This window comes from Emticicia aquatica (genome assembly GCF_923079645.1).
GTDB classification, from domain to species: Bacteria; Bacteroidota; Bacteroidia; order Cytophagales; family Spirosomataceae; genus Emticicia; species Emticicia aquatica.
Genome location: NZ_CAKLPY010000004.1, coordinates 72,393 through 90,382, shown reverse-complemented (window position 1 = coordinate 90,382; position 17,990 = coordinate 72,393). Strand labels below are relative to the sequence as shown.

Sequence of the window (17,990 nt, the reverse complement as noted above, 5' to 3'; positions counted from 1 at the left end):
TTTAACAACGATTTTTTGAAAATTGTTGCAAGAATTGAGTTTTTCCTCAAAATTTCAAATCATCTCGCTGCGATAATCATTCCTAAACCAATAATATAGCAAAGTAACATCAGATTTAAAATCATTGAAGTGCCTTTTGGAGCATTTCGGAATTCTTTCCAAATATAAATTCCCCAAATAGCGGCTACAATTGTTGCTCCTTGTCCTAAACCGTATGAAATGGCTGGCCCCGCTTTTCCAGATGCGATGATATTAAAGGACATTCCTTTGCACCAAATCATTCCACCCAATATTCCCATCAAATGGTTTTTGAATGAACCCTTAAAGTAATCGCTGTAACTGACGGGTTTTCCTTCAAAAGGTCGTTTCATAAGTAAAGTGTTGAACAAGAAATTGCTCAATAAAACACCAATCGCAAAAAAGAAAACAGCGGTATAAGGGCTTAATTTGCCAACTTCGGGCGTGTTAAAGTCGGGAAACATTGATGCGGCAACATATTTATAAAAATATCCCATCAAAATACCCGCCACAACAGATAAAACCAAGCCTTTGGTTGAAACGCTTCCTTGCCCACTTTGCATTTTTCGATAAGCGTTAGCATTCAATAAAATAGCCAAAACAATAAGAGCCATTCCACCGAAAAGTAAAGTTTTATCACCAACTGGATTGTCAAGATAATTGACAATTATACCTATCACAAGTGCCAAACCAATACCTACTGGAAATGCAACCGACATACCTGCAATGGTGATGGCAGCAACTAGCAAAATATTAGCTGCATTGAAGATGACACCGCCAATAATTGCTGATTGAATGCTTTGATTATCAGCTTGTTGAATGTCGGCTATGAAGCCTCGACCGCCTTCGCCGATATTTCCAAAAGTAAAAGCAAAAACGAGCGACATGAGTAAGATTCCGAGTACATAATCCCAGTAAAAAGTTTCAAAACGCCAATCTTTTGAAGCTAATTTTTGCATATTTGCCCACGAACCCCAACAGAGCATCGTTACGACAGTAAAAGCAACAGCGAGTGTATAATCTTGAATGATGAACATAGTTAAAAATAAGGTTAGGGTTTTTACGAAAACAAGTGTTGAATCAAATAAAATCAATCAAATTTTATCATTTTTTCTTATATGGGCCAAATGTGCCGATTGTCATTTGCTGTTGTGGTTTGCTCGAATACCAAATCAATTCGGACAAATAACAGTTGATTTCGGGGTCTGGGTTTATCAGTTTTAGTCGTATTTTGTGGTTTGAGTCAGAAAGTTGATATTTCCAGCAAATTTCGTGGCGACGAGTAGTAAATTTGGCTGGAAGTTTAACGGTTTCATTCAATTTTCCATCAATATAAACTTCAACGACAGCAGATTTTTCACTTTTTGAATCCCACGAACTACCACCTTTTGGTTTACTTTCTCCTTTAATTACAAAGCCGTTTCCATCAAAATCGAGTTCAATTTCATCTTCTAGATTTTTACCAATCCATTTTTTATCTAATGGATAATGTCCTTCAAAGCTTTGTTCAAAACGAACAGTAGCAGGCAATTGAGTTTTAATTGAAATGTTATTGCCTGAAATTTTTCCACCGTTGTGTTCGATGTTCTGTAAAGCATGTTTAGTACCAATTTCATACACATCATTGAGCGAAGTGGAAGTATATTTGAAATCCAAATCTTCGATGTCTTTCAATCCTAATTTCCAATACTCAGGAATAGCTTTATAGCCCAACATTGATCCTAAAATTCCACCTGCCGACGAAGGATTACAGTCTGCATCTTGTCCGCAGCGAGTTGTGATTTCCATCGTTTGAGTAAAATCGCCATTTCCATAAAGCAAACCTAGTACTACATAAGCCGAATTAATGGTGGCATCAATATTAAATGGAGCAAAAACGCCATCAGGGCAACCAATATCATTTGTCCATTTTTGTTGTAATTCAAACCAAGTTTTTTTCCAATTATCAGGATACATTTTATGCCATTTGATAACATCTGACATACATTTATAATATTGCGATTGCTTCGGAATGGTTTTTAATGCTTCATTTACCACGTAGTTAATATTGTTGGAAGTCATAGCCAACGAATACATTGCTCCGATATAAACGCCACCATACCAACCGTCGCCATAATTCATGATATGTCCAATTTTATCTGAAATTTTGGACGCTGTATTGGGCATTCCTGGAGACATCAAACCCGCAAAGTCAGCTTCAATTTGATAGTCAATGCAATCCGCATGAGGGTTGTTGAGCCAATGACCAGAAGCTGGCGGCATGATGCCTTGCAAAATATTATATCTTCCCGCTTGATTGGCGTGCCAAAGCATATATCCAGCATTAGCATAAGCTTTTGCATGTGATTCGACAGGAGCGTCGAGGCCTTCACGCTCAAAAACTTCCACAAAAGTTAAATCCATATAAAGGTCATCATAAAGACCAGGATTATTAACCATTGCTTTTTTCAATAAACCATCATACCACGGAAGTTTTTGATAATCATTTATCATTGTTCCGTTAAATTTGAATTCAACTGGCCCGCCAAAAGTAACACCGATGGTTTGCCCAGCCCAGCCACCTTTAATTTTATCTTTAAGTTGTTCTTTGCTCATGTTAATCATTTTTTGAGCATTTGCAAGAGTAGGTAGTAAGAAGAAAACAATAAGTAAGATTCTGTTTTTCATAGTAAAATTTATTTTTGTGAATGGGTTTTTATTTTGATGAAATTAATTTACCTCACTTCGCAAAGGAGCAGAGGCCTGAGCTCCCATACGAGTAACCGAAATTGCCGCTGCTCGACAAGCAAAACTTATAGATTGTTCTAAATCTTGTCCTTCAGACAAAGCTACTGCCAATGCTCCATTGAAAACATCGCCAGCCGCCGTAGTGTCCATTGCATCAACAATCGGTGAAGGAATTAGGCGATTAACGTTTTCATTGTGCAAATATGCTCCACGCGAACCCAAAGTAATAATAACATTTTTAACGCCTTTTTCATGGAATTTCAGTGCAGCTTGTTCGGCAGTTGATAAGTCGGTAACTTTAATTCCCGTTAATAATTCGGCTTCAGTTTCATTAGGTGTGATGATGTCGAGGTATTTAAAAACAGACTCGTCTAAAACTTGAGCGGGAGCAGGATTTAAAATAACTTTTGCCCCTTTTTCAAAACATTTTTTAATTGAAAACTCAACCGTAGGAATAGGTATTTCTAATTGCAACAAAACAGTGTCATCTGCAGTAATTTGTTGAATTGCCGTTTCAACTTCGGTTATTTGTAGATTTGCGTTTGCACCAGATGCAACCGCAATACTATTTTCGCCCTTAGCATCGACCAAAATTAATGCAACGCCCGAGGGGTTTTCGAGGTCAGTAAAAACAAAATCCGTATTTATTCCTTCTCTTTGAAATCCCTGAATTGCTTGCTTTCCAAAAATGTCGTTTCCAGTTTTACTAATAAATGTAACGGTTGCACCCAATTTGGCTGCAGCAACAGCTTGATTTGCACCTTTTCCACCTGGATTCATCAAAAATGTACCACCAATGATAGTTTCTCCAGGAGCTGGAAGTTTCTGTGATTTTATAACCATATCGGTGTTAGAACTACCGATTATAAATATTTTTTGTTTCATCGACCTAAATTTTGTCTTAAATAAACTTCCATTATTCGTTTTAAAAACTCTTCGGTATTGATACTAACGCCAATTTCGGCATTGGGGGTTTTAGTTTTATCAATTCGGGTAAAGCCCTTATCATCCACTTCTATAAATACTTTTTCGGTTTTGAAAAGCTCGGGATAAAGAGCCATTCCGATAGCCACTGCATCAAAAAGTGTAGGGGTTGCATTATTTGACCATAGTGTAGTGAGGCCACAAAGTGTGTTTGTCAAAGTACTTTGACGATACAATAACCGTTCTTGATTTGCCTTATTCCATTTTACAAAAGCCGTAATATCCAATCCAGCATAAACAATATTTGCTCCAGAATTGACAAATTTTTTGGAGGCTTCAACATCAACCACAACATTCCATTCGGCGTTAATGGTTGGACTTCCATTATAACCAATATAAAATGAACCAAACATTGCAATCACTTTCTTTGCCAATTTCAAGGCTTGTGGGTCTTTTTCAATAATGTCTTTCATGTTGGTAACAGGCCCAACCGAAAACAAAATGATTTCATTCGGATATTTATGGAGTTGTTCAATTATAAAATCTGCTCCAGATTGCTGAATCGGCTTGATTTTATCAAAGCCTTTTGACCAATAAAATTGGTCGGCATACCAATTTGCTCGCTCATTTTTATTGGAAGTATTTCGTCCGATTGCTACGGGAATCTTCTCCAAACCTGTTTCGTAAAGCATTTTACAGGCCATTTCGGCTCTATCATTGGTTCGCCCATAGCAAGTTGTAATACCTAAAATATCAAATTTATCGGTACTCGAAAGCATTAAAGCTACGGCGTATGCATCGTCAATGTCGTCGCCTAAATCGCAGTCTAGAATCACCTTTTGCTTTTGTGCTTGTAAAGAGAAAAATGTCAAGTAAAGGAAAATAATTAAAAATATTTTTTTCATAGTTAAGAAGACGATTGCTGAGTTTGAAATTCTACTCAAATTAAATACAATTTTTTCATTGTTTAATAATATTAAATTAGCCAATATTATATAAATTTGGCTAATTGTAAAATAAGTTTAATTGAATTAAAAGATTGATAATTAATTGTTTAGTAATAATAATTAGCTAAAGTTAAAAAAGACTGCCTTTCGATGAACATATTAATATTACAAAACCTCATTCAGACCCTATCTAAGGCAGAAAAAAAATATTTTACTCAATTGACTAGTTTGCACGAAGGTGATAAAAAGTACTTGAAATTGTATGAATATTTGTTGACCACGAAAAATATTGATGCTGGAAATCTCGAAAAAACATTCACAAAACATGGTTTGGAAGCTGCCCGAAAACACTTGACTTATAATCTTTTGAAAGCCCTTAGACAAGTTGAAAATGACAAAAATCTTGAAAATCGTTTGATAAATGACTTGAAAAATGCCCAAATTTTGCACCGAAAAGGCTTCATAAAAGAAAGTATCGAGTATTTGTCTAAAATAAAACAAACCGCTTTAGATAATGAATTATATACTTATTTTTTGATGGCAGCAAAGTTAGAATTGCAGTTTTTGACACGCTTACAGTTGGCAGGTTTGGATGAATTTGAATTGATAAAAAAACAACGAAAAATAGAAGAAATTCTAGAACACGAAATGCAAGTTCATCGTCATTCGAGTTTGCATGAAATATTATTGATTCGATATTGGCGAACAGGAACAGTGAACAATTTAAAGGATAAAACAAAGCTAAACGACTTATTACTAGAGGAATACAATATTTTAAACAACCGAAATTATCGTTCATTTGAATCACAAAAGCTTCACCTTAATTTTCAATCAGCGTATTTTATGATGATTGGAGACCATGAAGGAAGTTTGAAAATATTTTATGAATTAGATACACTTTTTCAGAAGAATGCACAACATTGGGTCGATTCTCCGACTTATTATATTTATTTGTTAGATGGAATTTTGACTGATTTATGTGCCATGGAACGCTATGTTGAAATGCCTTTTTTTGTTAATCGTTTGAGAAATATTCCATCCGATTCGCAAGATTTGAATTTGCAAATTGAACTTCTGACTTCATATCATCAATTGACGATTTTTAACCACACAAATCAGTTTGATAATGCCACCAAATTTTTAGAAACTCAGCAACAAACTATTGGAAAACTTATCGGCAATACGCCATTTAATTCGCAAGCACAATTGTGTTTGACCATTGCGATAACTTATTTTTGGAGCGAAAACTACAAAGAAACTTTGCGTTTTTTGAATTTTATGCTCAACAATTATCGAAGTACGTTTTCTTATCAGATTTACGTTCAGTCAAGACTTTTGTTTTTAATAACGCAATACGAATTAACAAATTTTGATTATTTACGCTATGAAATTCGTTCATTTGAGCGAAAACTAAAAGCTGATAAACAAGAAGGTTTTCTCGAAAATCTATTATTTGATTTTTTGAAAAAAGTAACTCAGAAAACCATAAATCCATTGCGTATTTTTGAGAGCTATTTAGAAAAAATTCATGAATTAAATGATTCTTCAAGTCAACATAAGTTATTAAAATCTCTTCAAATTGAGCAATGGATGAAAAAGAAAATAATAAATGCAAATTTGACTGATTAAATAACATTGGATTTTTATCAAATAGAATTATTTACTCTAATTTTGAAGTTTATTGTCATTTTATCAAAAAAGTTATGCACTTCATCTCTAAAAGAATATTACCCATTTTATTTTTTTCTTTATTTTCTTTAGCAACTTTCGCTCAAAAAATCACCAAAAATGTACCTTATGTTGTAATGGTTTCTTTTGATGGTTTTAGGCATGATTATGTTGAAAAGTACAATGCTAAAAATATTAAGAAATTTATCAAAAAAGGGGCAGCAGCCGAGAAAATGTTGCCTTCATTTCCGAGTAAAACATTTCCAAATCATTATACTTTAGTAACGGGGCTTTACCCTAGTCATCATGGCCTGGTTGATAATACTTTTTATGATAAAGGTAGAGATACATTTTATTCCATTCGTCAGCGTGAAAAAGTAGAAGACCCTTATTATTATGGTGGGTTACCTCTTTGGCAATTGGTTCAACAGAACGGCATGAAATCGGCTTCGTTTTTTTGGGTAGGTTCTGAAACGCCGATTGGTGGCGTTTTTCCGAGTTATTACCACAGATTTGATGATACGGTACCACATACAAAACGAGTAAATGCTGTTTTCGATTGGCTAAAATTACCCGAAGTTGATCGTCCTCATTTAATTACGATTTATTTCTCAATGGTTGATACTCAAGGTCACGAATATGGCCCGAACAGCGATAAAACCAAAGAAGCAGTTATGGAAGCCGATAGTTTGGTAGGATTGTTGATGAATGGCTTGAAAAAAATGGATTTACCAGTAAATGTAATCTTGGTTTCTGACCATGGAATGTACGAAATGCAAAACAAACTTGAGTATTTTATTTTTCAAGAAGACTTGCTTGAAGGTTTGTCGAAAAACGATTTTATTTTTGTAAATAATGGTACGCACGCCAATATTTTCATGAAAAATAAAGCAAAAGAAAAGGAAGTTTTCAATGCCATTGCTGCCAAACAAATTCATTTTAAGATATATAAAAAAGCTGACATTCCCGAAAATTTACACTTCAATGAGCATCCACGCATTGGAGATTTGTTTTTTATAGCCGAACCAGGCTACAGTTTTTATTCAAAAGAAACTTTGGCAAAAAAACCAGAATCCCGCAAAGTTTGGGGCGTTCATGGTTTTGACCCATATATTACGACCGAAATGGGAGCAATATTCTATGCGAATGGCCCAAATATTAAGAAAGGCAAAAAGATTCCAACATTTGAAAATATACACGTTTATCCTTTTGTAACCGCAATTTTAGGAATTACACCGCCTAAAATTGACGGAGATATTAAAGTTTTAGAAGGAATTTTGAAAAAATAATCGTTAATAATTCACATCAAATGTAGTTACAAATAGCTTACTGCATTTGATGTGAATTTGAGAGATTATCCATTTTTCAGATGTTCGGGCAAAGCAATTTTTTCACTCAATTCATCGGCAATTGGAGTTAGTCTTTTACTTGGAATCGGAATAATTCCTGACCAAATTGGCAATATTTTATCTTCTTCTTCATCGTTTGGCATTCCACTTCGAGTTCTAGCCGAAGCCTCCGAAATGTCAAATTCCAAAAGCATTGTTTTATTCACTTCAGTGGCTTTCATTGGTCGCAGATATTCCCAACTATTTGGAACTATTTTTTCGGTTAATTCCTTGAAAAAAGCGTATTTTTTATCAAAATCATCAATTCTAACAGCATTTGAAAAAACTATCACAGAGCGATAATTAACCGAATGGCTAAAAGCTGATTTTGCCACAACCAGTGCATCGGTTAGCATGACAGTCATACAAACAGGAATTCCTTTTTCGATTTCTCTTAAAAAATGACTTCCAACCGACCCGTGAATATAAAGTTTGTTTTCTTTACGAACAAAAGCAGTTGGGATAGAAAAAGGCTGATTATCAACCGAATAGCTGATTGTGCAGAATAAAGCCTCATCTAAAATTGAATAGATTAAGGTTTCATCATAATTTGTACGCTTAGGCATTCTGCTCGTGGTCGTACGTGGAGTTTGCTGTATCATAATTCCAATCTAAAATGGTGATAAACAATTTTCATTTTTTTGTTTAAATATAAACGATGAGCATCATATCGTTGATGCCCTGAATCTAAATGAACGGCCTTCAAACCTTCATTTTTTGCTTTTTCAACTACATAATCAAACAATTTCCCTGCATGTCCTTTTCCACGTGCTTCTGACAAAGTAGAAAGGTCATCAATATAAATGTAGCGTTCATCAAATAATGAAGTGAGATACCGAAATCCGCAAGCAGAAATAGCTTCATTGTTTTCTTCAATGTAAATCAAAGTATAGTTTTCGGCGTACATTTTTGGTAATAATTCCAAAAACAACGCTTTTGTCAGATGTGGACGTAACGCTTGCATTACTTTAAAACATTTTGAAAATTGTTCTTCGGTTTGAGCGATTTTTATTTCCATAAAATCTTTTGTTTTGATAATTATTAAACAAAATTATACTTTTACTGGATGGAAATAATCAGCCAATTTATAGAAAATGAGTAGTCCAATTTTAATTCCTTTTAAATCACTTTTATCGATTGATAAAAGTCTTAAAATGCCGATTTATCAGCAAATAAGCAATCAATTAATTCATTTGATTCGGAATGGCACTTTAAAATCGGGTCAAAAAATATTAAGTTCAAGACAATTCAGTGAAATGCTTGGCGTACATCGAAAAACAATTGTTGTTGTTTTAGACGATTTATTGGCTCAAGGTTGGCTCGAAACTAAGCAAGGAAGTGGCACATTTGTAGCCAATAATTTGCCAGAAATAAAACCACAAAGATTGAAAGAAACGGAACTCTCTTCGACGGAATATTTTTCGGTAAAAAAAGCAGGTTTTAGTTTTGAATCGAAACCAGTTTTACAGAGAGAAGTCATAAAAGCTTCTGATAAATTACATTTGGATGATGGTTTTCCTGACCCTCGTTTAGCTCCTTTACTTGATTTGTCAAGGGCTTATCGGAGTAATTTAATTCATGGAAATTCGTATGTCAAGTTAGGTTATGGCGATACGAAAGGGTCAAATTGGCTGCGTCAAGAATTGGCAAAATACCTTAATGAAAGCCGTGGGTTAAGCATTACAGAAAATAATATTTTGATTGTACGAGGTACAATGATGGCAATGTATTTACTCACAACGGCTTTTATAAAAAAAGGTGATTTTGTTGTTCTTGGAGAAATGAGTTGGTCGAGTGCAAAGATTAATTTTCAGCACGCAGGAGCTAATATTTTGACGATTCCAAGCGATGAAAATGGCATGAGAGTTGATTTATTGGAAGAAATTTGCAAACAACAAACCATCAGATTGATTTACATAACGTCACACCATGATTATCCGACAACGGTCACTTTAAAAGCTGACAGACGCATAAAGTTACTTAACTTGGCTCAAAAATACCGTTTTATAGTTTTTGAGGATGATTACGACTACGATTTTCATTATTTAAGTAAACCACTTTTACCACTTGCTAGTGCTGATAAAGCAGGCGTTGTGTTGTATTCAGGCTCTTTTACCAAAAGTATTTCACCTGCTTTTAGGGTAGGATATTTGATTGCCCCTGAAGAAATAGTTGAGCATTTATCTCATTTTCGACGAATTATTGACCGTCAAGGAGATTTAATTCTTGAAAATACGATTGCCGAACTTTTACAGAACGGAATTATTCAAAAGCATTTACGGAAATCATTGCGAGAATACAGAGAAAGACGAGATTTTTTTTGTGAATTATTACAAAATGACCTTAAAAATGAAGTTAGTTTTCAAATTCCTGAAGGAGGAATGGCAGTTTGGACAAAATTTGATAATCAAATTGATTTAGTGAAAACGGCAGAAAATGCACTAAAATATGGTCTTTATTTTTCTAATGGTTTGCAGCATAATTTGAGAGATAGAAATGCCAATGCCACTCGTTTAGGTTTTGCTTCTTCGACCATTAATGAGTTAGAAAAATGTGTTAATATATTGAAAAAAAGCCTAGTAAAAAACACATAAATAGTTGATTAACAATTGGTTTTGACTGAAAACAAGGTCAATTTCCGAAAAGCATTAATTCTTCATTTTTGGGTGGAAAAAGAATCATTTTTTCAAATTTTAGACCAATTTTCTTAATTAACCCAATTGACCGATGATTATCTGGATTCACGATAGCAATTATTCGCTGTATTTTAAGCGTTTCATGGGCATATTTTAGCGTAGCTGATGCTGCTTCAAAACCGTAACCTTTGCTCAATAAATTTGGCAAAAAAGCAAAGCCAATATCAATATCATCTAATGTATCTCTTTTGATTAATCCACACATTCCGATAGATGAACCACTATCTTTTTCAATTACAACATAAAACCCAAAGCCGTTTTCTTGGTAACTTTTTAAGCTGCCATTTAATAGATAATTTTCTGCATCTTCGATCGTATGAACTCCTCTATCGCCGATATATTGTAACCAAGTTGGCGTATTCAATAACTCAATTACAAATGTAGCATCGTCAAGTGTGAATTTTCGTAAAATTAACCTTTCTATTTCGAGAATAATTTCCATTTTCCAATCATTAAATCAATAAAATCGTAATTCAGCTCGTCTATTTTTTTGACGATTTTCTTCATTGTCATTGCTGCTATTTGGGTCATTGCTACCATTCCCTTTTAGCTTTATTCGACTGTCTTTTATGCCTTTATTGAACAAAAAACTCGAAATTACTTTTGCTCTAAACTCAGACAAATATTGGTTTTGTCGAAAGTCGCCTATATTGTCGGTATGTCCTGTGATTTCTACGGTCAGTTCTGGCGATTCCAACATTTTTTTACTGATTTCTTCCAATAATATTTTCGATTCTTTGTTCAATGAGCAGCTACTTTGGTCGAAAAAAATGGTTTGAGCAGCCAAATTTGCAGTTTTATTTTCAACTAGATATGTTTGCTTCTGAACTTGCACAACTTTCGTTTCAACTGATTGGTTATTGTTTGAAATCTCGGTGTTTGTTGGTTTTGGTTTTTTTGGTTGAAGAGCAATAACAACTTGATTAATCCCTTCAAACGCAACAAATTCTTTTGAAATTTCTTCGCCTACATGTGTATTTAAAGTAACTCTGTAAGTTGCTCCTTCAACAAGCGAGCCATAATATGTATCACTATTTTTAGTCAAAAGCACAGATTTTCGTCCTAAGTCAGTAATTTGAAATAAATTAATATTCTGTAATTCTGCTTCATTTTGAACGATTAAATTAAGGAAAGAAATGTTTTTTATGAGTTTTGCTGTGTTTTCATGAATCGTTGCATCAAATGTTTCTATGGAAATATCACTCAAAAATTTTTGAAAACCATTGGCCGTAACCTCAACCGTAAAGTTTTCTTTTTTTACAAAATTATGCTCAAAAACGGGTGTTTCAAGACTGGTTTTATGTGTTAAAAATTCTTTATTATTTGTATCAATAAAGCGAAATTTTGCAGCAATACTGCTACCATCTATGGCATCAGTTGCTTGAAAAACTTGTTTATTTATTGGCTCATTATTTTCAGATTCTTTTTTTTGAGCGGCAAATTCTAGTAGAAGTTGGTTTCGTTTAGCTCTTCCATTAAATACCAAAGGGATTTCAGCAATAATACTTGGAATATTGATATTTTCGAGGTTCATCATAATATTTGAAACAATATAACCACTTACTCTCGCTTGTAAAATCAACGATTTCTGAAGTGTACTAACCTCAAAACTTCCATCAGCTTTTGCTGTTACTTCTTGCATTCCGAGTTGAACATCTTTATAAATAATTTTGATTTGAGCCGCTAATGGCATTTTGCTTTTTTGGTCTTTTACTATTCCTTTTAAAGTTACTTTTTTGGTTTCTTGGCTCATCGCCAAGGTGTTTATTATGGTAAGTAAAATTAATATCAGAGAACAACTTTTCATAAATGGGGTTAGTGTATTATATGGGTAATAACGTTTGATTAAAGTATTTTTTATTGGCTTAAATTGTGTTTTATGATTTTAAAAATGCACCAAATATAGCTCCTAAACTTTGTAAAGCTTCTGCCACGACTTCTTCATTTTCGATAGGAATTTTTAGGTAAAGTTTGCCAGAATCGTCTCTTTGAACGAGATGTTCAATCAAAATTTTTGTTTCTTCTGGGCTTTTCAATGTTTGGGCTAATTGTGTAAAAAACTGAACACCACTTTGAATCAATGCATCATTTTGGTTTACAGTTGGTGTATTTGTCGATATTTCTTCTTCATTTACATCATCATCACCGAAAAATGTTGCGTTATTTTCAGGTATTTCTGTCGATGAACTATCGAAAGCATTCACAAATTCTTGCTCTTCAATTTCATGCTCTTCAATAACATCAATAATCGTGTTTTCTTCTTGAGGGGCGTCAGTTAAGTTCTCAACCGAACTCATAAATTGCTTAAATCTGTCGTCACCCATGAAGATAGTATCTTCACCGCCATCCAGCACGCCTTCAGCCATTGCACCTTTAAATTTCAAGACATCAAGCATTTTATGCTCAATTGTGCCAGTCGAAACTAAGTTGATAATGGAGACATTTCGCTCTTGTCCGAGGCGATAAATTCGGGCAATTCGTTGCTCCAAAACCGCTGGATTCCAAGGAATATCAAGGTTAATTAATAACGAGGCCGATTGCAAATTTAGTCCGACACCACCTGCATCAGTCGAAAGAAAAACCCTACTTTTTGGGTCATTTCTGAAATTTTCTAACAAATCTTTTCGCTTAGAACTTTCTACTCCGCCGTGTAAATTTTCAAATTTAACACCGCGGTTATCCAATTCTTGAGCAACCAATCGGGTCATTCGTTCCCATTGACTGAAAATAACTACTTTTTCGTCCGAATTTTCAAAAAACTCGTCCAAAATATTCATTACTTCATCAATTTTTGTATCATGACGGGTTTTTTGGTCGAGGATATAAGAACTATCGCAAACCATTCTCATCTGACTCAACGAAAGAATCAAACGTTTGCGGTCTGTTTCATTCAAAAAGCCATATCGACGCCATTTATTAACCAATTTTGCTACATTATCGCCCAATTCGTTATGAATATCCATCTGTTCTTGTGTCATTGGCACAAACAAATTTTTATCCATTCGTTTCGGTAATTGCGACAAAACCTCTTTTTTCGTTCTCCGAATAAGTATATCTGCCAGCAATTTTGAAATTTCGTGCAAATTTTTGTAGCCAACTACTTTTCCTGCATCATCAGTTGTTTGATATTGATTCAGGAATCTATAAATTGGCCCCATTCGGAAGACATCAATAAATTGGGTAATTGAATATAATTCCTCCAACTTATTTTCCAACGGTGTACCAGTTAATACAATTGCATAAGGAGTGATGAGTTTTTTTATTTGCTGCGAAACCTTCGTTTTCCAGTTTTTGATACGTTGGGCTTCATCTAAAATGACCAAATCTGCTTCCATTTTGTTGAGCAAATCAAGGTCATTTGTCATTGTATGGTAACTAACAATGACGTAAAATGCATCCACAAATTCGTACTGAGCTTTTCGTTTAAGTAGCGTGCCTTCAATGACATGAACATTGCTATCTGTAAATTTTTCAATTTCAGATTTCCATTGATATTTTAGTGAAGTCGGGCAAACAATTAGCACTTGATTGATACCCAATTCTTTTCTATAAAGTTCGGCTGTGGCGATGGCTTGGAGTGTTTTACCAAGACCCATTTCGTCAGCAATGAGGCTTCGACCTGCCAATGCAGCAAAAAACACCCCTTTTTTTTGATAAGGGAAAAGTTCAGTTTTTACGAGACCGTTGAATGCTTTGTCTTCTTCTCCATCAGGCATAATTCGCCATAAATAATCACGTCGGCGAATTTTATCTCGCTCGCCAATCACGAAATCAAGGGCATCAGGATAACATCTAAAGCTTTCGCCTAATTTATTTGCTTCTTCCAAAAAAAGCTCAAAAACACTAAAAGAAGCTGGTTTCAGAACAAAGTTTTGGTCAAAATATGTTTTTGCTAAAGAAAGATAAGCTTCTTGATTTTCGGAGCCAATCCGAATTTTAATTTGCCGTCCGTTACGGTAATCAAGGTAAACAGAAGAATAATGAGGTTGAAATCCACCATCTTTAAATGCTTTTTTTGAGCCATGAATCCGACTTAGATAAAGCATTGTTGCACTTATGTGTTTACAAACCCCCAAACGATTTGTTTTAAAATCTAGGCATTCGCAAAAATTTTGAGAATCATCGGCACTTCTGATAGCAACTTTGTAGGAATTGTTGGTGGCATTATTGGTGACCTGAAAATCCGAAAAAAACTTTTCTGTCCCAATATTATTAATCACAAACTCGTTATCTTGCCCAAACTGTTTTCTGAGAGCAATTTGCCATTGGTCGAGCGTTAGTTCGTCTGGTTTTCGGTAATATGGGATTTTCTTAGGCGTTTCTACTTTTTTTTTCTTAGCAGATTTGCTTTTGGAAGATTTTTGGGTTGCCATTGGGATGTTTTTTGCGAGTATCTAAAAAACTGCCCGAATTTACGAATTTTTCGTGATTTGAAAAGTTTTGCATGAATTCATAGTTTTTAAAGAAGCAGATATTCATGAAAAAGGGAGAAGATTAGTTATGATTTTTTTGTTTGATTTAACTTTTTTGCTTGAAAAAATAGGTAATCGTTGAAAGAATTTGCTGACAAATATGTATAATATATTTTAGAAGAAGAAAAGAGTTTTTAATTTTGATTTTAACTCTGTATTAAGGCTTAAAACAGAGTTTTTTATAATTTTTTACTAACCTAGATTACTCAAAAAGTGAAAATACAACTACCATTAAAGGCAATTGGTATTGCTGTTCCATTATTTATTTTCTCGTGTTCTAAAACTGAAGAAATTGAACCACAATCTGCACATTGGGACTATGAAAATACTGACTGGGTAAACGAAGGCTATTCTGAATGTGCAGGTACAATTCAATCACCAGTCGATATTATTACTTCGAATACAATCAAGACTGATTTACCCAATTTAACTTTTTCTTATAGTCCATTTCAAATGAAAATCGTTGACAATGGCCACACTTTGCAAGTGGTAAACAACGGCACAAATAGTGTAACTTATAATGGTATTAAATACGATTTTAATCAATTTTATTATCACAGCGAACATAAATTGGATCGAACTGCTTCTGATATGGAAGTTCACTTAGTTCACCAAAATGCTACTTCTGGAGCTTTATTAGTTGTTGGTTTTTTTATGACAAACGGAGCAAATAATCCATTGTTTGATGCAGTTTTGACCAATTGGACTGCTGAAAAAGAAATAATCACAAGTACAACCATTGATATGAATACAATTTTGCCAACCGATAGAAAATATTATACCTACATTGGTTCGCTCACTACGCCACCTTGCTCGCAAGGGGTAAAAAATGGAAGCTTCAAGTACACAGCTTGACAAATTTAAGGCCAAATATGACCATTATGCAAGACCAGCACAGCCCTTAAATTCACGGTTAGTTTATGAGGATATTTTGTAGTTATTAGAAAAAATATACTAAAGAAATAAAAGGCATTGAAGAATTGACTACCTTTATTGCAAACCCAAAAAACCTTGTAATTCTGCAAGAATTACAAGGTTTTTTTTGTAAATGACTACACAAGAACAAAAGTTTGAGCAACTAATTGAAGGAGTTGTGACAAACGGTTATGCAATTTGTGATGATTTTTTAGCACCTGACGAAGTCGAAAATCTCTTAAAAATATTCTCAGTTCGCTACCAAGCAGGCAAATTTAAAGAAGCCAGTATCGGTAAACAAAGCGAAGTTCACAAAGCTACACTTGTGAGAGGCGATGAGATTTTATGGCTCGAAAGCAACTCAACTGACCCAACTGAACGAATGTTTTTGGATAAAAACCAAGCATTTGTCAATTATCTTAATCAAACGTGTTATTTAGGAATTATCGATGCCGAAATTCATTTTGCAAAATATGATATTGGGAAATTTTATCGCCGTCATCGAGACACTTTTCAAGCTCAAAAAGGCAGAATATTATCTGTAATTTATTATTTGAATACTAATTGGGTTCCTGAAAATGGAGGGAATTTAATTATTTATACACAAGAAAATGGCTTAGAAAAAAGCGTAATTGTTGCTCCAATTGCTGGACGTTTGGTTTGTTTTGAAAGCGAAAAACTCGACCACGAAGTAACTGAAACTTTCGTGGAACGATTAAGTATTACAGGTTGGCTTCTGAATCGGAAGTAGTTTTTATCGCAATCTTGCAGCCTTACTTTGGCGAATCATTTCAACCGTAAAATCAGTAACACTCGTATTATTTTTTAGCAATTCGTCTAAATTTCGATTTACCTCGTAGTCGGGTTGTAAGAAAAAATCCTTGTTTATCTGATTTGGTAAACGATGGTTGATTTTCATTAGTGGCGTGTGAATAATGAATTTTGTATTTGGGAGCTTAAAATCTTGCCAATTAACCGCAAAACTGCCCCATGTTGCTCCGCCAACTTGTTGTCCAATAATTTTTTCAGGAATTCCCATATCTTTGGCCAAATTAAGTGTAAAAGTAGTAGCAGAATAGCAGCCAGGGTCAGTAATAAAATAGGTTTTTCCTTGATATAATAGCTCTTTTTCAGGCTTTTGTTTATCATTCTTTGTGTTTACATGGTATAAAAACTCACCTTTACGTTTCATGAAACCAGCCCACATAACTAACGGCGGCCCAATCCATTGGGGTTTAAATAATGTAAAATAAGCCTTTTTCTTGAAAGCGAGTGAATCAACCAAAGTAAAAGGTTTTGGAGAAAAGTATTTTAAAAACCTTGTAATATTAGGGATATAACCGCCGCCATTTCCTCTGAAATCAACTATTAAATGCTCAATTTTATGCTTTTTTATATCAATAAATCTTGCTTTTAAAACTCTTTTAAATTTTTGATTACTGACATCGAGGAACTTTCCTGTCATTGAAAATTCGGTAATATCAAGCTTGGCAATATGATTTACACTATCAATTATTTTTAGTGCTAAATTAGGTCTTGTGAGCGATTTATAACGTTTAACTGAAGTTTTATTGATTTCGGCTGTTGTTAAACATGCTACTTTTTTGATGTAAATAACATCAGTTTTTGGCAAACGATAAGTGATTTTAATCGAATCTAACTCGCCATAGAGTTTCAAATAATAATTAGGGAAAACCCCAGTTGTATAGTAATCTTTGGTAGTGATATTACCGTTATCGCTCGAAACAAAATCCTTGAGTTGAGTCATCAAATGCTCAATAGGTTCGTCATTTATTTGCAAAACTTCCGAACCTCTAATAATGGTTGAATCTCGTGAATAGTTCAACGCTAAATAATATTTATTATTGATTTTTCGCAGATAAAACGGAACATGCTTCGTGCTTTTCTTGTCAAATCTCTTCTTGTTAAACCTAATATTTGTATGACCATCTTTTACATTAGTGACTAATTTAGAAAGAATTTTGAATGCTTCTAAATAGTTAATTGGCTGATTGATAGTATTATACAACGAATCATACATTTGATTGTAGGCGTCTTTGCTGATGTAATAATACATACCAGGGTGAATTTTCTCGAACCGATTTTTCAAGAAAGCCATATCACGCTTAATTTCTTCGGCAGTAAAAGTGTTTTTTTGATTTTGTGCTTGAAGTGAAAATGAAATAAGTAAAATGAAGAGCAGTTTTTGCATGAAATAATGAAATGGATTTAGTG

At 34.0% G+C, this 17,990-nt stretch carries 15 protein-coding genes; 5 read left to right on the top strand and 10 right to left on the bottom strand.

Annotation, left to right across the window (positions count from 1 at the left end; translation table 11 throughout):
- Window positions 1-59: 59 nt before the first annotated feature.
- The 4 genes from MJQ71_RS18385 to MJQ71_RS18370 all read right to left on the bottom strand — a co-directional run bounded on the left by MJQ71_RS18385 (window position 60) and on the right by MJQ71_RS18370 (window position 4,574).
- Window positions 60-1,055 (bottom strand): GRP family sugar transporter, encoded by a 996-nt coding sequence (locus MJQ71_RS18385; protein ID WP_238808365.1) that lies wholly within the window; start codon window positions 1,053-1,055, stop codon window positions 60-62.
- Window positions 1,056-1,122: 67 nt separating this feature from the next.
- Window positions 1,123-2,685 (bottom strand): ADP-ribosylglycohydrolase family protein, encoded by a 1,563-nt coding sequence (locus tag MJQ71_RS18380; protein ID WP_238808364.1) that lies wholly within the window; start codon window positions 2,683-2,685, stop codon window positions 1,123-1,125.
- 42 nt (window positions 2,686-2,727) lie between these two features.
- Entirely contained in the window at window positions 2,728-3,630 is a 903-nt protein-coding gene (gene rbsK, locus MJQ71_RS18375) for a ribokinase (RefSeq protein ID WP_238808363.1), read from the bottom strand.
- Window positions 3,627-4,574 (bottom strand): nucleoside hydrolase, encoded by a 948-nt coding sequence (locus MJQ71_RS18370; RefSeq protein WP_238808361.1) that lies wholly within the window; start codon window positions 4,572-4,574, stop codon window positions 3,627-3,629. Before MJQ71_RS18370 ends, rbsK begins: the two co-directional genes overlap by 4 nt.
- A 192-nt stretch (window positions 4,575-4,766) precedes the next feature.
- Between MJQ71_RS18370 and MJQ71_RS18365 the strand changes: the two genes are divergently transcribed.
- Together MJQ71_RS18365 and MJQ71_RS18360 are read left to right on the top strand one after the other, a co-directional pair.
- The gene (locus MJQ71_RS18365; RefSeq protein ID WP_238808359.1) at window positions 4,767-6,245 is read left to right on the top strand and encodes a hypothetical protein; all 1,479 of its coding nucleotides are present in this window, start codon (window positions 4,767-4,769) and stop codon (window positions 6,243-6,245) included.
- A gap of 74 nt (window positions 6,246-6,319) precedes the next feature.
- Window positions 6,320-7,573 carry an alkaline phosphatase family protein gene (locus MJQ71_RS18360; protein ID WP_238808358.1) on the top strand — a complete coding sequence of 418 codons (1,254 nt, stop codon included), beginning with the start codon at window positions 6,320-6,322 and terminating at the stop codon, window positions 7,571-7,573.
- A gap of 65 nt (window positions 7,574-7,638) precedes the next feature.
- Here MJQ71_RS18360 and MJQ71_RS18355 read toward each other — a convergent pair whose 3' ends face one another.
- Window positions 7,639-8,274 carry a pyridoxamine 5'-phosphate oxidase family protein gene (locus MJQ71_RS18355; RefSeq protein ID WP_238808357.1) on the bottom strand — a complete coding sequence of 212 codons (636 nt, stop codon included), beginning with the start codon at window positions 8,272-8,274 and terminating at the stop codon, window positions 7,639-7,641.
- A complete protein-coding gene (locus MJQ71_RS18350; RefSeq protein ID WP_238808356.1) occupies window positions 8,271-8,690 on the bottom strand; it encodes a GNAT family N-acetyltransferase in 420 nt (139 codons plus the stop codon). Before MJQ71_RS18350 ends, MJQ71_RS18355 begins: the two co-directional genes overlap by 4 nt.
- 76 nt (window positions 8,691-8,766) lie before the next feature.
- Between MJQ71_RS18350 and MJQ71_RS18345 the strand changes: the two genes are divergently transcribed.
- The gene (locus MJQ71_RS18345; RefSeq protein ID WP_238808355.1) at window positions 8,767-10,266 is read left to right on the top strand and encodes an aminotransferase-like domain-containing protein; all 1,500 of its coding nucleotides are present in this window, start codon (window positions 8,767-8,769) and stop codon (window positions 10,264-10,266) included.
- A gap of 37 nt (window positions 10,267-10,303) precedes the next feature.
- Here the strand turns inward: MJQ71_RS18345 and MJQ71_RS18340 are convergent, their stop codons facing one another.
- From MJQ71_RS18340 to MJQ71_RS18330, 3 genes are all read right to left on the bottom strand, one after another.
- Window positions 10,304-10,810: a GNAT family N-acetyltransferase gene (locus tag MJQ71_RS18340; protein ID WP_238808354.1), complete on the bottom strand. Its 507-nt coding sequence runs from the start codon at window positions 10,808-10,810 to the stop codon at window positions 10,304-10,306.
- 15 nt (window positions 10,811-10,825) lie between these two features.
- A complete protein-coding gene (locus MJQ71_RS18335) occupies window positions 10,826-12,121 on the bottom strand; it encodes an OmpA family protein (RefSeq protein ID WP_238808353.1) in 1,296 nt (431 codons plus the stop codon).
- A gap of 124 nt (window positions 12,122-12,245) precedes the next feature.
- Entirely contained in the window at window positions 12,246-14,741 is a 2,496-nt protein-coding gene (locus MJQ71_RS18330) for a DEAD/DEAH box helicase (RefSeq protein WP_238808351.1), read from the bottom strand.
- A gap of 312 nt (window positions 14,742-15,053) precedes the next feature.
- Here MJQ71_RS18330 and MJQ71_RS18325 point away from each other — a divergent pair, with 312 nt between their 5' ends.
- Entirely contained in the window at window positions 15,054-15,695 is a 642-nt protein-coding gene (locus MJQ71_RS18325; RefSeq protein ID WP_238808349.1) for a carbonic anhydrase family protein, read from the top strand.
- Between the two features lie 193 nt (window positions 15,696-15,888).
- Window positions 15,889-16,506, top strand: a complete 618-nt coding sequence (locus MJQ71_RS18320) for a 2OG-Fe(II) oxygenase (protein WP_238808348.1) — start codon at window positions 15,889-15,891, stop codon at window positions 16,504-16,506.
- Window positions 16,507-16,509: 3 nt separating this feature from the next.
- Here MJQ71_RS18320 and MJQ71_RS18315 read toward each other — a convergent pair whose 3' ends face one another.
- A complete protein-coding gene (locus tag MJQ71_RS18315; protein WP_238808346.1) occupies window positions 16,510-17,967 on the bottom strand; it encodes a S41 family peptidase in 1,458 nt (485 codons plus the stop codon).
- Window positions 17,968-17,990 lie beyond the last annotated feature (23 nt).

What these genes read in the sequence shown, in the direction of transcription:
- MJQ71_RS18320 (WP_238808348.1), top strand. Translation starts at nt 15,889, where the DNA reads ATGACTACACAAGAACAAAAGTTTGAGCAACTAATTGAAGGAGTTGTG.
- rbsK (WP_238808363.1), bottom strand. Translation starts at nt 3,630, where the DNA reads ATGAAACAAAAAATATTTATAATCGGTAGTTCTAACACCGATATGGTT.
- MJQ71_RS18370 (WP_238808361.1), bottom strand. Translation starts at nt 4,574, where the DNA reads ATGAAAAAAATATTTTTAATTATTTTCCTTTACTTGACATTTTTCTCT.
- MJQ71_RS18380 (WP_238808364.1), bottom strand. Translation starts at nt 2,685, where the DNA reads ATGAAAAACAGAATCTTACTTATTGTTTTCTTCTTACTACCTACTCTT.
- MJQ71_RS18385 (WP_238808365.1), bottom strand. Translation starts at nt 1,055, where the DNA reads ATGTTCATCATTCAAGATTATACACTCGCTGTTGCTTTTACTGTCGTA.
- MJQ71_RS18330 (WP_238808351.1), bottom strand. Translation starts at nt 14,741, where the DNA reads ATGGCAACCCAAAAATCTTCCAAAAGCAAATCTGCTAAGAAAAAAAAA.
- MJQ71_RS18365 (WP_238808359.1), top strand. Translation starts at nt 4,767, where the DNA reads ATGAACATATTAATATTACAAAACCTCATTCAGACCCTATCTAAGGCA.
- MJQ71_RS18345 (WP_238808355.1), top strand. Translation starts at nt 8,767, where the DNA reads ATGAGTAGTCCAATTTTAATTCCTTTTAAATCACTTTTATCGATTGAT.
- MJQ71_RS18350 (WP_238808356.1), bottom strand. Translation starts at nt 8,690, where the DNA reads ATGGAAATAAAAATCGCTCAAACCGAAGAACAATTTTCAAAATGTTTT.
- MJQ71_RS18360 (WP_238808358.1), top strand. Translation starts at nt 6,320, where the DNA reads ATGCACTTCATCTCTAAAAGAATATTACCCATTTTATTTTTTTCTTTA.
- MJQ71_RS18340 (WP_238808354.1), bottom strand. Translation starts at nt 10,810, where the DNA reads ATGGAAATTATTCTCGAAATAGAAAGGTTAATTTTACGAAAATTCACA.
- MJQ71_RS18355 (WP_238808357.1), bottom strand. Translation starts at nt 8,274, where the DNA reads ATGATACAGCAAACTCCACGTACGACCACGAGCAGAATGCCTAAGCGT.
- MJQ71_RS18315 (WP_238808346.1), bottom strand. Translation starts at nt 17,967, where the DNA reads ATGCAAAAACTGCTCTTCATTTTACTTATTTCATTTTCACTTCAAGCA.
- MJQ71_RS18335 (WP_238808353.1), bottom strand. Translation starts at nt 12,121, where the DNA reads ATGAGCCAAGAAACCAAAAAAGTAACTTTAAAAGGAATAGTAAAAGAC.